This is a genomic window from Paractinoplanes deccanensis, from assembly GCF_016862115.1.
GTDB lineage: Bacteria > Actinomycetota > Actinomycetes > Mycobacteriales > Micromonosporaceae > Actinoplanes > Actinoplanes deccanensis.
Genome location: NZ_BOMI01000175.1, coordinates 31,928 through 45,474 on the forward strand (window position 1 = coordinate 31,928; position 13,547 = coordinate 45,474).

13 protein-coding genes are annotated in these 13,547 nt (G+C 72.7%); 6 read left to right on the top strand and 7 right to left on the bottom strand.

What is annotated here, in order from left to right:
* Window positions 1-33 precede the first annotated feature (33 nt).
* Both Ade02nite_RS41575 and Ade02nite_RS41580 read left to right on the top strand, forming a co-directional pair.
* On the top strand, window positions 34-1,476 hold the full coding sequence (locus tag Ade02nite_RS41575; RefSeq protein ID WP_203776108.1) for a subtype B tannase: 1,443 nt from the start codon (window positions 34-36) through the stop codon (window positions 1,474-1,476).
* A 46-nt stretch (window positions 1,477-1,522) separates the two neighbouring features.
* Window positions 1,523-2,584, top strand: a complete 1,062-nt coding sequence (locus Ade02nite_RS41580; RefSeq protein ID WP_203776110.1) for a DUF3616 domain-containing protein — start codon at window positions 1,523-1,525, stop codon at window positions 2,582-2,584.
* A 21-nt stretch (window positions 2,585-2,605) separates the two neighbouring features.
* On the opposite strand, the gene Ade02nite_RS41585 is transcribed toward Ade02nite_RS41580, so the two are convergent.
* The 4 genes from Ade02nite_RS41585 to Ade02nite_RS41600 form a co-directional block, all read right to left on the bottom strand.
* Window positions 2,606-3,052, bottom strand: coding sequence for a hypothetical protein (locus Ade02nite_RS41585; protein ID WP_203776112.1), 447 nt, complete (start codon window positions 3,050-3,052; stop codon window positions 2,606-2,608).
* A 79-nt stretch (window positions 3,053-3,131) separates the two neighbouring features.
* A complete protein-coding gene (locus Ade02nite_RS41590; RefSeq protein ID WP_203776114.1) occupies window positions 3,132-5,123 on the bottom strand; it encodes an FtsX-like permease family protein in 1,992 nt (663 codons plus the stop codon).
* Window position 5,124: 1 nt separating this feature from the next.
* Complete coding sequence (locus Ade02nite_RS41595) at window positions 5,125-5,856, bottom strand: ABC transporter ATP-binding protein (RefSeq protein WP_203776182.1); 732 nt, start codon at window positions 5,854-5,856, stop codon at window positions 5,125-5,127.
* 127 nt (window positions 5,857-5,983) lie between these two features.
* Window positions 5,984-6,985 carry an LLM class flavin-dependent oxidoreductase gene (locus Ade02nite_RS41600; RefSeq protein ID WP_203776116.1) on the bottom strand — a complete coding sequence of 334 codons (1,002 nt, stop codon included), beginning with the start codon at window positions 6,983-6,985 and terminating at the stop codon, window positions 5,984-5,986.
* A gap of 18 nt (window positions 6,986-7,003) precedes the next feature.
* On the opposite strand from Ade02nite_RS41600, the gene Ade02nite_RS41605 reads away from it, so the two are divergent.
* The 3 genes from Ade02nite_RS41605 to Ade02nite_RS41615 all read left to right on the top strand — a co-directional run bounded on the left by Ade02nite_RS41605 (window position 7,004) and on the right by Ade02nite_RS41615 (window position 9,446).
* Entirely contained in the window at window positions 7,004-7,756 is a 753-nt protein-coding gene (locus Ade02nite_RS41605; RefSeq protein WP_203776118.1) for an SDR family oxidoreductase, read from the top strand.
* A 36-nt stretch (window positions 7,757-7,792) separates the two neighbouring features.
* A complete protein-coding gene (locus Ade02nite_RS41610; RefSeq protein WP_203776120.1) occupies window positions 7,793-8,545 on the top strand; it encodes an SAM hydrolase/SAM-dependent halogenase family protein in 753 nt (250 codons plus the stop codon).
* 76 nt (window positions 8,546-8,621) lie between these two features.
* Window positions 8,622-9,446, top strand: a complete 825-nt coding sequence (locus tag Ade02nite_RS41615; protein ID WP_203776122.1) for a poly(ethylene terephthalate) hydrolase family protein — start codon at window positions 8,622-8,624, stop codon at window positions 9,444-9,446.
* On the opposite strand, the gene Ade02nite_RS41620 is transcribed toward Ade02nite_RS41615, so the two are convergent.
* Entirely contained in the window at window positions 9,443-9,790 is a 348-nt protein-coding gene (locus Ade02nite_RS41620) for a DUF6082 family protein (protein ID WP_275409988.1), read from the bottom strand. The two genes, Ade02nite_RS41615 and Ade02nite_RS41620, sit on opposite strands and share 4 nt — an antisense overlap.
* On the bottom strand, window positions 9,790-10,473 hold the full coding sequence (locus Ade02nite_RS41625) for a SanA/YdcF family protein (protein ID WP_239169430.1): 684 nt from the start codon (window positions 10,471-10,473) through the stop codon (window positions 9,790-9,792). The genes Ade02nite_RS41620 and Ade02nite_RS41625 overlap by 1 nt, the downstream gene beginning before the upstream one ends.
* Before the next feature lie 41 nt (window positions 10,474-10,514).
* Between Ade02nite_RS41625 and Ade02nite_RS41630 the strand changes: the two genes are divergently transcribed.
* Window positions 10,515-11,240 carry a GNAT family N-acetyltransferase gene (locus Ade02nite_RS41630; RefSeq protein ID WP_239169431.1) on the top strand — a complete coding sequence of 242 codons (726 nt, stop codon included), beginning with the start codon at window positions 10,515-10,517 and terminating at the stop codon, window positions 11,238-11,240.
* Here Ade02nite_RS41630 and Ade02nite_RS41635 read toward each other — a convergent pair.
* On the bottom strand, window positions 11,227-13,473 hold the full coding sequence (locus Ade02nite_RS41635) for an exo-beta-d-1,3/1,6-glucosidase (RefSeq protein ID WP_203776126.1): 2,247 nt from the start codon (window positions 13,471-13,473) through the stop codon (window positions 11,227-11,229). The two genes, Ade02nite_RS41630 and Ade02nite_RS41635, sit on opposite strands and share 14 nt — an antisense overlap.
* Window positions 13,474-13,547 lie beyond the last annotated feature (74 nt).

Sequence of the window (13,547 nt, forward strand, 5' to 3'; positions counted from 1 at the left end):
CCGAGGCACAGCCGCCCCGGCTGAGCTGAGCGCATGAAGCGCAGAACAGTCATCATGGGGCTCGCGGCGGGCTCGGCCGCGACCCTCGCCGGCACGGGCGCGGCCCTCGCCGCGCCGCGCGGCCTCGTCTTCGACAAGACGGCCTACACCACCCTGACCACCACCATCGACGGCAAGGCGGTGACGTACCGGTTCTGGAAGAACATCGTCTACGTCGCCAACCCGGTGGACGCCGCCTATCAGAGCCTCAACGTCAGCGTCCCCGTGACGATCGACGGCAAGGCCGTGGACGCCACGGACGCCCCGATCCTGTTCAGCAACTCGGTCGGCGGCTACATGCCCTCGTCGGTGGCGACGGCGACCGGCGTGGGCGGGGCCGCGATGACCGGGGCGACCGGCGCGGGCGGCGTGGCCAGCGGCGGCAACGCGATGCTCGGCGCCGGCGGCGAGATGGTCAGCAACGCCAAGCTGGCCCTGGCCGCCGGCTACGTGGTGGTGGAGCCGGGCGCGCGCGGCCGGACGCTCGTCACGTCGGGCGGCGTCTACTACGGCACCGCGCCCGCCGCCATCGTCGACCTCAAGGCCGCCGTCCGCTACGTGCGCGCCAACCGGGGCCGGATCCCCGGCGACGTGGACCGGATCGTCTCGTCCGGCACGAGCGCGGGCGGTGCCCTCTCGGCGCTGCTCGGTGCGTCCGGCGACAGCCCGCTCTACGACAAGTACCTGCGGACGCTGGGCGCCGCCGACGCGAGCGACGCCGTCTTCGCCGTGGCCGCGTACTGCCCGATCGCCGATCTCGAGCACGCCGACATGGCGTACGAATGGGTCTGGGGCAAGAACAAGCTCAGCACCGGCGCGCTCGTCGACCAGACGGTGTCGCGGAAGGTGGCCGCGGGCTTCCCGGCGTACCAGAAGAGCTGGGGGATCACGGACACCGAGAGCCACCTGCTCAAGACGTACCTCCAGCCGGCGGCCACGAGATATCTCGCGTCGCTGTCCGCGTCGGCGCGCGGCGCGTACCTGGCCAAGAACACGTTCATCACCTGGAAGAACGGCCAGGCCACGTTCACCTGGGCCAACTGGCTGACCCACGTGGGCGCGCGCAAGAAGACGCTGCCGGCGTTCGACGCGTTCGACCTCTCCACCGGCGAGAACAACCTCTTCGGCACGGGGACCACGAAGGCGCGGCACTTCACCACGTACGGCGGGCGCACGATCGCCGCGGACATCCCCGCCAAGCTCGACCTGATGAACCCCATGCACTTCCTCCGCGAGGGCACCACGAGCCGGGCGCGGCACTGGTGGATCCGCGTCGGCACGAACGACAGCGACACGTCCCCCACGATCGTCGCCAACCTCGCCGCCGGCCTGCGCCGCCTCGGCGACGACGTCAGCGCGCTGATGTACTGGGACGCTGGTCACGGGGCAAATGAGGACGCCGCCGACCTTATGACGTGGATCGCCCGCCGGAAGTAGCGCGGCACGCCGGACGCGGGTGCACGGCGGTGCGACGATGGTGGTCATGACGTTGGAACACACCGTGCGCCTGCGGTTCGGGGACACGTCCCGCTCGGCCGCGACGCACACCAATCTGTCCGCCGTACGGCTGGACGGGTCCGTTCTGTGGATCGCCGGTGACGAGACGGCGACCCTGGAGCGGCTGGTCGCCGACGACCCCTCGCAGCCCACGGAGTTCGGCGACGAGCGCAGCTTCCGCCTCGCCGACTTCGTCGGCCTGCCGGGCGTCGACGCCGACGAGGAGGCCGACGTCGAGGGGCTGGCGCGCACCGGGCAGTTCCTGTGGGCGGTCGGCTCGCACAGCCTGCGCCGCAAGCAGATCAAGGAGAGGCACGAGGGCTCCCGCGCGCTGCGGCGCCTGTCCCGCGTCGAGGGGCAGGACAACCGCCAGATCCTGGTACGGCTGCCCGTCGTCGACGTGGACGGCCTGCCCACGCCGGTGCGCGAGGTGACGGTCGACGGCGTACGGCATCGCGCCGCCGCCCTCGGCAAGCGGGACGCCCTGCGCACCCTGCTGCGCCGCGACGAGCACCTGGCCCCGTTCCTCGACATCCCCGGCAAGGACAACGGCCTCGACATCGAGGGCATCGCGGTCCGCGGCGACCGTGTCTACCTGGGCCTGCGCGGCCCGGTCCTGCGCGGCTGGGCGTTCGTGCTGGAGCTGAGGCCGTACGTCGACCCGGACGAACCGGACCGCCTGCGCCTCACGCCGTTCGAGGACGGCAGGCTCTACCGCAAGCACGTGCTCGACCTGGACGGCCTCGGCGTCCGCGACATGTGCCCGCACGGCGACGACCTGCTGATCCTCGCCGGCCCGACGATGGACCTCGACGGCCCGGTACGCGTCTACCGCTGGCACGGCGCCGCCGTGGCCGAGGAGCCGATCATCGTCCGGGCCGGCCTGATCAGCCGCGTCCTGGAGCTCACCTACGGCGAGGGCGACGACCACGCCGAGGGCCTGACCCTGGTCGGCGACGACCGGGTGCTGGTCGTCTACGACAGCCCGGCCCCCGTACGCCTCACCACCGACGGCGCGGTCATCGCGGACGTGCTCAAACTTCCCTGACCCGGCGCCCGTTCCGATCGCTCACCGGCCGAGCCACCGGCGTCGCCGCGGCGGCGGAGGGGCCGAGCCGACGTCGAGGCCCAGGGCCAGCCCGTAGGCGACCAGGCTGTCCTCGGGGCCGTTGCGGTAGCGCTTCATCACCCGCTGAACGGGCCAGATGACGGTGCCGTTCGCCATCTTCACCATGACGTTGATCTCGGCCTCGGGATCGGTGTCATCACCGATCCAGGCGCCGTCCGTGTGGCGGCGCACCACCTCACCGACGTACGAGCCCACGGCGAAGATGCGCGCGCCGAGGTGAGCGGCCAGCGGGCCGCCGGGCCGGGGCCGGCCGCCGGGAGCCTCGACGTCGAAGAAGCGCTCGACCTCCCACAGCGAGGACGGCGAGAAATCGGCGTTGTACTTCGAGCCGGCCAGCGCTCTCGCGGCCTGCACGGCCGCGTCGCGGACGTCCTCAACGATGGTCATGAGCAGGGATGATCGCACAGGGAACGCGTTACCGGGGGGCGCCGGCACACGTCGGCAGTGTGCCGGCGGTGGCGGTGGGTCAGCTGGACCTGAGCTGGGTGACCGGCTGGGGGCGGGTGGCCGACAGCGAGGTGATCAGGGTCGTCGCGCCGGTCACGGCGAGGGCGATCAGGGCGACGCCGGCGATCTGCGGCCAGGGGAGGTCGAGGGTGGCGGTGCCGGTCACGGACTTCGTCGTGGCGAGGACGGCGATGAAGGTGGCGCCGGCGGCCACGGCGCCGAGGAGCAGGGCTGCGGTGGTGACGGCGTACGACTCCAGCAATGCCGAACGCACCACCTGGGCTCGGGTCATGCCGGTGACGCGGGCCTCGGCGAACTCGCGGCGGCGGGTGGCGGCGCCGATGACGACCGAGTTGATGACGCCGATCAGGGCGTAGAGGCCGCCCAGGCCCAGGACGATCAGCATGATCTTCTGGTTGGTGGAGTTGGCGGCCTCGGCGTCGGCGCGCAGCCAGTCGGCGACGGTCGAGACAGTTCCGATCTTGGCGAGGGTTGCTCGTACGGCGGCAGCGTCGGCGCCGGGGGACAGCGTCACGAAGGAGCGGGCCGGTGCGCCGGCCAGTTCCTGCGGTGTGACCAGGCCGGGCGGGACGAGCAGGTTGGCGCCGCCGCTCATGGTGGCCGGGACGCTCGCCGTCACCGGGATCCTGCCGAGGTCGCGGGTGGGGAGCCGCAGCTCGACGGTGCCCTTGGTGGGCACGTCTCCGCCGGGTCCGGCCGCGACCGCCCGGCCGCTGAGGGAGGCCAGGGCGTCGCCGGTGCCGTGTGCCTTGCCGTACGCGGCGGGGTCGATCACCAGGAGGCTGACCACCTCGGTCTCCCGGTCCTCGCCGGAGCCGGTGGTGACCTCGGCGGGCAGTCTCGTCTCGGTGGAGACCGACGCCACGCCCGGCACTTGCGCGATCGACGCCGCGCCCGCAGTGCCGGACGGCGAGGCCGCGTCCGTGCCTGACGGCGCTGTGCCGCCCGGCGCTGCGGCGGTGGACTCGACGACCAGGTCGGCGTGGGTTTGGGCGGCCAGCTCCCGCACCCCCGAGGCGGTGAAGGAGGCGCCGGCGCCGGTGTTGCCCACGACGAGGGCGACCAGGACGATCAGGGGGGCCGCGACCGAGGCGGAGCGGCGGCGGGCGTCGCGCAGGTTGGCGCGGGCCAGGCCGGCCGGGCCGGTGAAGGGCACCAGGCGAGCGATCAGCGGGACCAGCAGCGGGGCGAACGCCACCACGGCCACGGCGGCGGGGATCGGGACGTTCATCGCCATCGCCATGCCGCCCGCGGGGCCGCCGGCGGGGGCGACGATCACCAGGGCCAGGGCGCCGCCGAGGAAGACCAGGCCGATCAGGGCACGGCTCCAGGTCATCACCTTCGCGGCAGCGCCGGTCTCGCGCAGGGCCTCCAGCGGGCGGACCCGCGCGGCGCGCCGGGCCGCCACCAGCACCCCGGCGACCGCCAGCAGGATGCCGGTGCCGAACGAGACGCCGAGGATCCACATGCGCCACCGGCCCTCGAAGCCGGGCGGGACGAACGCGAACTCGCGCATCAGCCACGCCTGGAAGCTCATGACCGCCAGGCCGGAGGGCACGCCCAGCGCCGCGCCGAGCGTGCCCAGCAGCAGGGCCTCGCCGAGCAGCAGCCGGCGGAGCTGGCCCCGGCTGCCGCCGACCAGGCGGAGCAGCGCGAGGTCGCGGCGGCGCTGGTCGACGGTGAACGCGAACGTCGAGCTGATGATGAAGCCGGCCAGGAAGACCGCGCCGCCGAGCACCACGCCGAGCATCGACACCGCGGCCGTGGTGCCGTCGGTGAACTCCAGGCGCTCGGCCGCGCTCGCGCCGGCGGGCGGGTCGAGCAGCGCCGCCGTGATGAGCAGCAGCAGGGACGATTGCACAAGCGCCACCCCGAGGGTGGCGGAGAGCAGCGCGCCCGCGACCATCCGACCGCCCCACCCGCCACCCAAAGACGGCCTGAAGGCTGAGCCGAAGCGCTCGGCCAGTCCGGCCCGGCTCAAGCCGCGCATGTCAGCGCTCCCATGCCGCGAGCCGGTCGGCGACCGCGTGGGTGCTCGCGCCGGTGAGCCGGTCGACGGCGCGGCCGTCGCGCAGGAAGACCACGGAGTCGGCGCGCGCCGCGGCGCCCGGGTCGTGGGTGACCATCACGATGCTCTGGCCCGCGTCGGCCATCGCGCGCATCAGGTCGAGCACCGTGCGCGCGGCGGAGGAGTCGAGGGCGCCGGTCGGCTCGTCGGCGAACAGGACCTCGGGGCGGGTGACCATCGCGCGGGCGATCGCGACGCGCTGCTGCTGGCCGCCGGAGAGCTCGCGGGGCCTGTGCCGCACCCGATCGGCGAGCCCGACCGCGGCGAGGGTGGCGCGCACGTCCGCGCGCGACGGCCGCTGCCCGGCCAGCCGCAGGGGCAGGGCCACGTTCTGCTCCGCCGTCAGCGAGCCGATCAGGTTGAAGCTCTGGAAGACAAAGCCGATCCTGGTACGCCGCAGCGCGGTCAGCTGCGAGTCGCCCGCCGCGGTGATGTCCGTGTCGCCGATCAGCACCCGTCCGCTGTCGACGCGTTCCAGGCCGGCGGCGCAGTGCAGCAGCGTCGACTTGCCGGAGCCGGACGGCCCCATCACCGCCGTCCAGCTGCCGCGCGGGAAGTCGAGGGTCACGCCGTCGACGGCCCGCACCGCCGCCTGGCCCCGGCCGTAGACCCGGGTGATGTCCTGGAGCGTGACGGCGGCCCCCGTCATCGTCATCGTCGTCATGGGAACGACGCTATTTTTCGCAACCGGGGAAAGCGCTCCCGCCGACCCCCGTCTTGGGGGTGGTGCTAGCACCCCTGGGAGCGAAGCCACGGAGAGGAGACGGCGAGTGCCCGGGGTGTCAACTCCCCGGTTGCCAGCCCAGGGCCGGGCCGAGCTTGGTGGCGATGTCGGTGAGGATCTGCACGTAGTCGTCGTGGTCGAAGCTGAACGGCAGCGCGAACGCCACCTCGTCGATCTCGCGGTAGGCGGCGTGGGCGTGCAGCTGCTCGGCGATCTCGGCGGAGGAGCCGACGTAGTCGCGGGAGAACAGCATCCGCGCCGGTCCCTGGGGCTCGCGGGTGCGGGGCGTGCGCTTGTCGGCGTACGACTGATATTTGGTCCTCTGCTCCGGCGACGCCGTGTCGGTGGGGATGACGACGAGTCCCTGCGAGACGCGGCCGCGGGGGTGGGCGGCGCGGAAGGCGCGGACGTGCGACAGCTGGATGGCGGCGAAGTCGAGCCCGTCCTCCTCGGCCTTGACGACGCTGCTGGTCAGGAAGTTCATGCCGTGCTCGCCGGCCCACCGCGCGGAGCGGAGGCTGCCGCCGCCGTACCACATGCGGTCGCGCAGGCCGGGGGAGTGCGGCTCGACGCGGGACGAGAAGACCTCGAAGCCCTGGGTTCCCTCGAGGTCGGCGGCCCGCTCACCCGCGACGAAGCCGAGCAACCGCTCGACCCGCGCGTAGCTGAAGTCCTCGTCGTGGTCCGGGTAGAGCGCCGGCTTGACCTTGTCGTAGTTCATCGGCGGGCCGACGCTGACGCCCGGGTTGAGCCGGCCGCCGGAGAGCAGGTCGACGGTGGCCAGGTCCTCGGCCAGGCGCAGCGGATTTTCCCAGCCGAGCGGGATCACGGCGGTGCCGAGCTCGATGCGGCTCGTGCGCTGCGAGGCGGCGGCCAGCACGGCGACCGGCGACGAGATGCCGTACTGGAGATGGCGGTGCCGCACCCACGCGCTGTCGAAGCCGAGGTCCTCGCCGAGCTTGATGATCTCGAGGGTGGTCTCGTGGCCCGGCCGCGGATCGGCGCCGTCGAAGAGGCCGATCGTGAGGAAGCCGAGCTTGCGCAGTGATCCATCCGGCATGGATCTACCCTGTCACGAATGACGGCGATCGAGGACGTGACCTTCCCTGCACACGGCTCCACGGCCCTGGTGACCGGCGCCTCGCGAGGGCTGGGCGCGGCGATCGCACGGCGGCTGGCGGCGGACGGGTTCTCCGTGGTGGTCAACTACTCGTCGGACGGGGTGGGTGCCGCGGGAGTCGTGGACGCGATCGTTGCGTCCGGTGGGCGCGCTCACCCGTACAAAGCCGATGTGACCTCCGCGGACGACGTCGAGCGGATGGTGGCGGAGGTCGGGCCGGTGCGGGTGGTCGTGGCGAACGCGACCGGGCCGCAGCCGCTCATCCCGGCCGAGGAGACGACCTGGGACGACCACCTGCGGCAGCTGGAGTTCTTCGTGAAGAGCCCGGCGCTGCTGCTGCGGGCGGCGCTGCCCGGCATGCGGCAGCTCGGCGGCGGGCGCATCATCCTGATCGGATCGGACTCGTTCGAGCGGGCCCTGCCACTGGCCTCGGCCTACAACGCCGCGAAGGGCGCGCAGATCGGCCTCGCCCGCACGTGGGCCCGTGAGCTGGGCAAGGACGGGGTGACGGTCAACGTGGTCGCGCCCGGCTGGATCCCGGTCGAGCGGCACCGCGACGCGGACACCTCGTCGTACGTCGCGGAGGTCCCGCTCGGCCGCATCGGCACCCCGTCCGACATCGCCGACGTGGTGGCGTTCGTGGCCTCGGACGCGGCCCGCTTCGTCACCGGCGAACGAATCACGGTCAACGGAGGCCACACGATCGATTAGGCGCGCCGCGGCCCGTCGCGTGGTTAGTCTGCGAGCATGCTGATCACCGTGGTGGCCGACTACGGCCTCGGGGACCTGGCCTTCGCCGAGGTGCGGCAGCGCTTCGCCAAACTCCTGCCGCACGCCGAGGTGGACGCGGTGCCGGTGCCGCCGTTCGACACGGTGAGCGCGGGCTTCTGCGTGGCTCAGCTGGCCTTCGGCGACGGTCCCGCCGACCGCGTGATCTACGCCAACGTCGCGCCGCGCGAGGACGAGGACGATGCCCGCGAGGACAACGCCGGTGAGCCGCTGGGCGCGGCCCGGCTCGACTCCGGCGTGCTGGTCGCGGGCGTGGCCTCCGGGGCGTCCCTGTCCTTCCTGGCCGGAGCGGGCGTGCCCGTGCGCTCGGTGAACGTCGCGGACGCCGGCTCACAGTTCCGCTCCCGCGACGTCTTCCCGGCCGCCGTGGCCGCGCTGGCCCGTGGCGAGGACCTGCTCGGCGACGAGCTGCGCCTGCCGCCCGCGCCCGCGAACGCGGTGATCTACACCGACGGCTACGGCAACCTGAAGACGTCGTACGTCGAAGCGCCCGCCCCGGTCGGCGCCACCGTCCGGGTGCGCATCGGCGACCGGACCGCCCCTGCCGTGGTGAGCGACGGGGTCTTCGCCGTGCCGGCGGGCATGATGTCCTTCGCGCCGGGCAGCTCGGGCTGGGGCACGCCGTTCTACGAGCTGCTGCACCGCGGCGGCAGCGCGGCCGAGATCTTCGGGCGGCCGCGGTCGGGCACCCCGGTAGACATCCTCACATAGACACCGGTGATTGTGCCGATTCGCTGACCTGGGCCGGCGCCCATCCTGTCCGTACCCCACGGAGAGGAAACGCGCCATGCGCAGGAGAATCGCCGTCGTCGTGGCGGCCGTGTTGGCCGCCGTCGGCCTGGGAGCACCCGCCGCCCACGCCGCGCCGGGCGGGTCCGGTCCCTATCCGGCCGACTACGAGACGACGCTGCGTCTCTACAACCACACCATCTATCGCCCCGCCACGATCCCGGCGGGGCTGACCCTGCCGATCGTCGCCTGGGGCAACGGCGCCTGCCGCGCCGACGGCACATGGTTCGAGAACATCCTGAAGGAGTTCGCGTCCCACGGCTTCCTGGTCATCGCGAACGGCCGCCCGGGCGGCACCGGAAGCACCGACGCGGACATGCTGACCGACGCCATCGACTGGGCGATCGCCGAGAACACCCGGATCGGCAGCACGTACCGCGGCAAGATCGACACCACCCGGATCGCCGTGATGGGCCAGTCGTGCGGCGGCATCGAGGCCATCGAGGCGAGCGCCGACGCCCGCGTGGACACGTCGGTCTTCTGGAACAGCGGCCTGCTGAGCGACCTGGAGAACTACCGGCTGGCCCGCCTGCACGCCCCGGTCGCCTACCTCACGGGCGGCCCGCAGGACATCGCCTACCCGAACGCGGTCGACGACTACGGCCGCCTGCCCGCCGGGCTGCCGGCCTTCCTGGGCCACCTGCCCGTGGGCCACTACGGCACGTTCGCCGACCCCGACGGAGGCGAATACGGCCGCGTCGGCAGCGCCTGGCTCCGCTGGCACCTCAAGGGCGACCAGGCGGCACGCACCCTGTTCGTGGGCTCGGGGTGCGGTCTGTGCACCGATCCCCGCTGGACGGTGACGAGCAAGAACCTCAATTAATCCTGTCGCGGGGCGGCTTCGCCACCCCGCCGACCGGTTTCCGCCTGGCGCGCTTCGACGGCCTGGCGGTAGGCGCTTTGGGCAAGCTCGTGAAAGGCGAGGCGACGCTTCGTGCTGACGTCGGCCCAGTCGCGTGCGCCGACGGACAACCACCATTGCGCTGCGGTCGGGTCCCGGAACAGTTCTTCGAACAGGTGCCCCAGCCGTAGGCGATCCATCGTCCCGGTGTCCCAGAGCATCGCCCAGTGCGCCACCCACAGATTGAGCATCATCCAGCGCCTGAACTCGCTGCGGGGAACCTCCGGCATGGCGGGAAACGCGAGATCCGGGTCGCTCAGCGGCACTAGGAGGCGGCGACGGCGGCTTCGACTGTTGTCTCGTGGCGGCCCAGGAAGACCGGGTCTCGGTGGGAGAGGACGTCGGCTACGGCCTTCACGATGGCGCCTCGTTCGCGGATCACCGAGTTGCGCCACGGGGCCTTGTAGACCTTGACCGAGTCGTCGCCGACGCCGTTTGTCTCGATGCCCTGGGTGCGGCACAGGGCTATGGCCCGGTCCAGGTGGTAGGTCTGGGTGACGATGGTGGCCTCGGTGACACCGAAGATGCGCTTGGCCCGGGCGCACGAGTCGTACGTGTCGAAGCCCGCGTAGTCGAGGGCGATGCTCGTGGCGGGCACGCCGTGGGCGATCAGGTAGACCTGCATGGAGCCGGGCTCGTCGTACTCCCAGCGGCCGTGGTCGCCGGAGACCAGGATGGCCTTGACCTTGCCGGTCTCGTAGAGGCGGCGGGCGATGTCGAGGCGGGCGGCCAGGAACGGCGAGGGGGAGCCGTCGGCGTACACCTCGGCGCCGAGCACGATGGCGACCGGTGCGGCGGGCACCGAGGCCTCGCTGTAGACGTGGCCGCGCGCCTGGCCGCGCACCCACAACTCGCCGGTGAGAATGACGGCGGCACCCAGCACGGCCACGACGAGGCCCGCGATGGTCAGGCGGCGGGCGTGGCGCGAGACGAAACGCAAGATCGGCACGCGGATGACGATGCCAGAGCGGGTCAAGGCAGCATGGCGGAGTGCTCACGCTCGACGACCTCGCCACCGCGACCCGCCACGACCCGCTGATGATCTGGGCCGCCGACCGGCCCGAGGCCCGCGTCTTCGCCCGTGCCGGCGCCGTCGCGGTCGCCTGCCCGGATCTCTCCCGGCGCGACCGGATGCCCGTGCACGGCGATCCGGACGCCGTCGCCGACCTGCTGCGTGACGTGTTGCCGCTGGTCGGGCCGTCGTATCGGCCGCTCGGCGACGAGGCGCTGCTCACCGCCGTGGCCGAGCGCCTGCCCACGGTCGAAGTCGCGGGCCGGTTCGGCTGGATGGACACGGCGAGGCCGCCCGCCTACGGCGGCGGCGAGGAGCAGCCGCATTGGCTGGGGCCGGGCGAGTTGGCCGAGGTCACGGCGCTGCTCGCGGACGCCTTTCCCGAGTCGTACGCCCGTCCGGGCGGTTCCGGGGTCCGTCGTTGGGCGGGTGTGCGGGGTGCGGACGGCGCCCTGCTCGCCGTGGCGGCGGACGCGTGGTCGAGCGCCCGCGTCGGTTTCCTGGCCGGCGTGGCGACGGCGACCGGGACGCGCGGCCGTGGGCTCGCGGCGAGCCTGTGCTCCTTCGTCACCCGCGAGCTGCTGGCCGGCCGCGACCGGGTGGCGCTGTTCGTGGACTACTGGAACAGCGCCGCCCTGGCCACGTACGAGAAACTCGGTTTTGCCCTGCGGCCGATCGCGGCGGCCCACGTCAGCGGATCGTGAACCCCGCTCGCAGCAGGTCGCGCTCGCGCGAGCTCGGCCCCACCAGCAGCTCGAAGTCGCCCGGCTCGACGACGCGCCGGCCGTCCGCGGTGACCAGCGAACAGGCGCTCGCCGGCAGCTCGATCTCGACCCGGCGGCTCTCGCCCGGCGGCACCGAGACCTGGCGGTACGTCTTGAGCTCGCGCCCCGCCCACGTGACGCTCGTGACCAGGTCGCTCACGTACGCCTGAACCGTCTCGACCGCCGGGCGCCCGCCGGTGTTGGTGAGCGTGACCGTCGCGCGCACCACGCCGTCGGCGCCCACCTCGGGGGTGGTGACCGTGAGGTCCGAGTAGTCGATCGTCGTGTAGCTGAGGCCCTCGCCGAACGCGAACAGCGGGTCCTGGGTGAGGTCGGCGTAGCGGTTGCCGTGCTGGCCGCGGACGGTGTTGTAGTAGACCGGCTGCTGGCCGACGTGACGCGCCACCGACAGCGGCAGCCGGCCGGACGGCTCGATCAGGCCCAGCACCAGCTCGGCGATCGCCCGGCCGCCGCGCATGCCCGGGTTGAACGCCTGGATGATCGCCGCCGCGTTCAGCGCCGACTCGGGCAGCACCGACGGCTTCGACTGCACCAGCACGACGATCATCGGGGTCTTGGTGGCCGCGATCGCGTCGAGCAGCGCGATCTGGCCGCCCTGCAGCTCCAGGGTGGCCGTCGACTTGTGCTCGCCGGTCAGGTTGACCGTGTCGCCGACCACCACGACCGCGTAGTCCGCCCGGATCGCCTTGTCGCGGGCGATGTCGATGAGGTGGCGGTCGACCGGCGCGGCCTGCGAGATCGGCGGGCGCGGCTGCCCGTCCGGGTAGGTCTCGCCCTCCGGGTCGGGCACCAGCCGCTCGATGTCGGCGCCGCGCGCGTGGTCGATGTCCCAGCCGGCCGGGGCGACCGCGCGGAAGCCGTCAAGCACCGTCTCGATCATCTCGCGGGGCTGGCCGTCGGGCAGCCAGTCGATCTGGCCGGAGTCGCCGGCCCAGTCGCCGAGCTGCGCGGACGGCGAGTCGGCGTTGGGGCCGATCACGGCGACGCGGCGGAACTTCGCGGCCGGGTCGAGCGGCAGCGTGCCGTCGTTGCGCAGCAGGATCAGCGAACGGCGGGCCACCTCGAGGTTGAGCTCGCCGTGCTCGGCCGAGCCGATCACCAGCTTCTGCCGCTCGGGGTCGGGGGCGCGCGGGTCCTCGAAGAGGCCGAGCTCGAACTTCAGGCGCAGGATCCTGCGTACGGCCTCGTCGATCTCCTCCTCGGCGAGCAGGCCGCGCTCGACCGCCTCCTGCGCGCCCTCGAAGAAGCCCGGCGTCACCATGATCAGGTCGTTGCCGGCCTTGACGGCGACCGCGGCGGCCTCGGCGTAGTCGGCGCAGACGCGCTGCTCCCAGACCATGCGGCCGACGTTGTCCCAGTCGGTGACGAGCGTGCCGGTGAAGCCCCACTCCTGCTTCAGGACGTCGTTGAGCAGCCACTTGTTGGCGGTGATCGGCACGCCGTCCATCGACTGGTAGCCGAGCATGAAGACCCGGCAGCCCTCGCGGGCGACCCGCTCGAACGGCGGCAGGAACCACGAGCGCAGCTTGCGCGGGCTCAGGTCGGCCTCGCTGGCGTCGCGGCCGCCCTGCGTCTCGGAGTAGCCGGCGAAGTGCTTGGCGGTGGCGAGGATCGCGGTCGGGTCGGTCAGGCCGCCGCCCTGGTAGCCGCGGATCATCGCGGAGGCCAGCTCGCCGATGAGGAACGGGTCCTCGCCGAAAGTTTCGTCCACCCGGCCCCAGCGAAGATCGCGGGTGATGCACAGCACGGGGGAGAAGGTCCAGTGGATGCCGGTCGCCGAGACCTCGACGGCGGTCGTCCGGGCGACCCGCTCGAGCAGGCCGGCGTCCCAGCTGCCGGCCATGGCGAGCTGCGTCGGGAAGATCGTCGCGCCCGGCCAGAACGAGTGGCCGTGGATGCAGTCCTCGGCGGTGAGCAGCGGGATCTGCAGCCGGGTCTTGGCGACCAGGTCGATCGCCTCGAGCATCTTCTGCGGCGACGTGTGCAGGATCGAGCCGGCGAGCTTCTCGCTGACGATCTCCTTCACGTCGCCGCGGGCGTCGAGCTGGAGCATCTGCCCGACCTTCTCGGGCAGCGTCATCCGGCTGATCAGGTCGTCGACCCGCCGGTCGACGGGAAGGGACGGATCCCTGTACGGGGGGACGTCGGGCACGCGCGCCTCCGGTCGCTCACGACCGCGGTGGCACGGTCATCGAAACACGAACGACTCGGAGTCTGACAGTTCGG

What these genes read in the sequence shown, in the direction of transcription:
- Ade02nite_RS41575 (WP_203776108.1), top strand. Translation starts at nt 34, where the DNA reads ATGAAGCGCAGAACAGTCATCATGGGGCTCGCGGCGGGCTCGGCCGCG.
- Ade02nite_RS41580 (WP_203776110.1), top strand. Translation starts at nt 1,523, where the DNA reads ATGACGTTGGAACACACCGTGCGCCTGCGGTTCGGGGACACGTCCCGC.
- Ade02nite_RS41585 (WP_203776112.1), bottom strand. Translation starts at nt 3,052, where the DNA reads ATGACCATCGTTGAGGACGTCCGCGACGCGGCCGTGCAGGCCGCGAGA.
- Ade02nite_RS41590 (WP_203776114.1), bottom strand. Translation starts at nt 5,123, where the DNA reads ATGCGCGGCTTGAGCCGGGCCGGACTGGCCGAGCGCTTCGGCTCAGCC.
- Ade02nite_RS41595 (WP_203776182.1), bottom strand. Translation starts at nt 5,856, where the DNA reads ATGACGATGACGGGGGCCGCCGTCACGCTCCAGGACATCACCCGGGTC.
- Ade02nite_RS41600 (WP_203776116.1), bottom strand. Translation starts at nt 6,985, where the DNA reads ATGCCGGATGGATCACTGCGCAAGCTCGGCTTCCTCACGATCGGCCTC.
- Ade02nite_RS41605 (WP_203776118.1), top strand. Translation starts at nt 7,004, where the DNA reads ATGACGGCGATCGAGGACGTGACCTTCCCTGCACACGGCTCCACGGCC.
- Ade02nite_RS41610 (WP_203776120.1), top strand. Translation starts at nt 7,793, where the DNA reads ATGCTGATCACCGTGGTGGCCGACTACGGCCTCGGGGACCTGGCCTTC.
- Ade02nite_RS41615 (WP_203776122.1), top strand. Translation starts at nt 8,622, where the DNA reads ATGCGCAGGAGAATCGCCGTCGTCGTGGCGGCCGTGTTGGCCGCCGTC.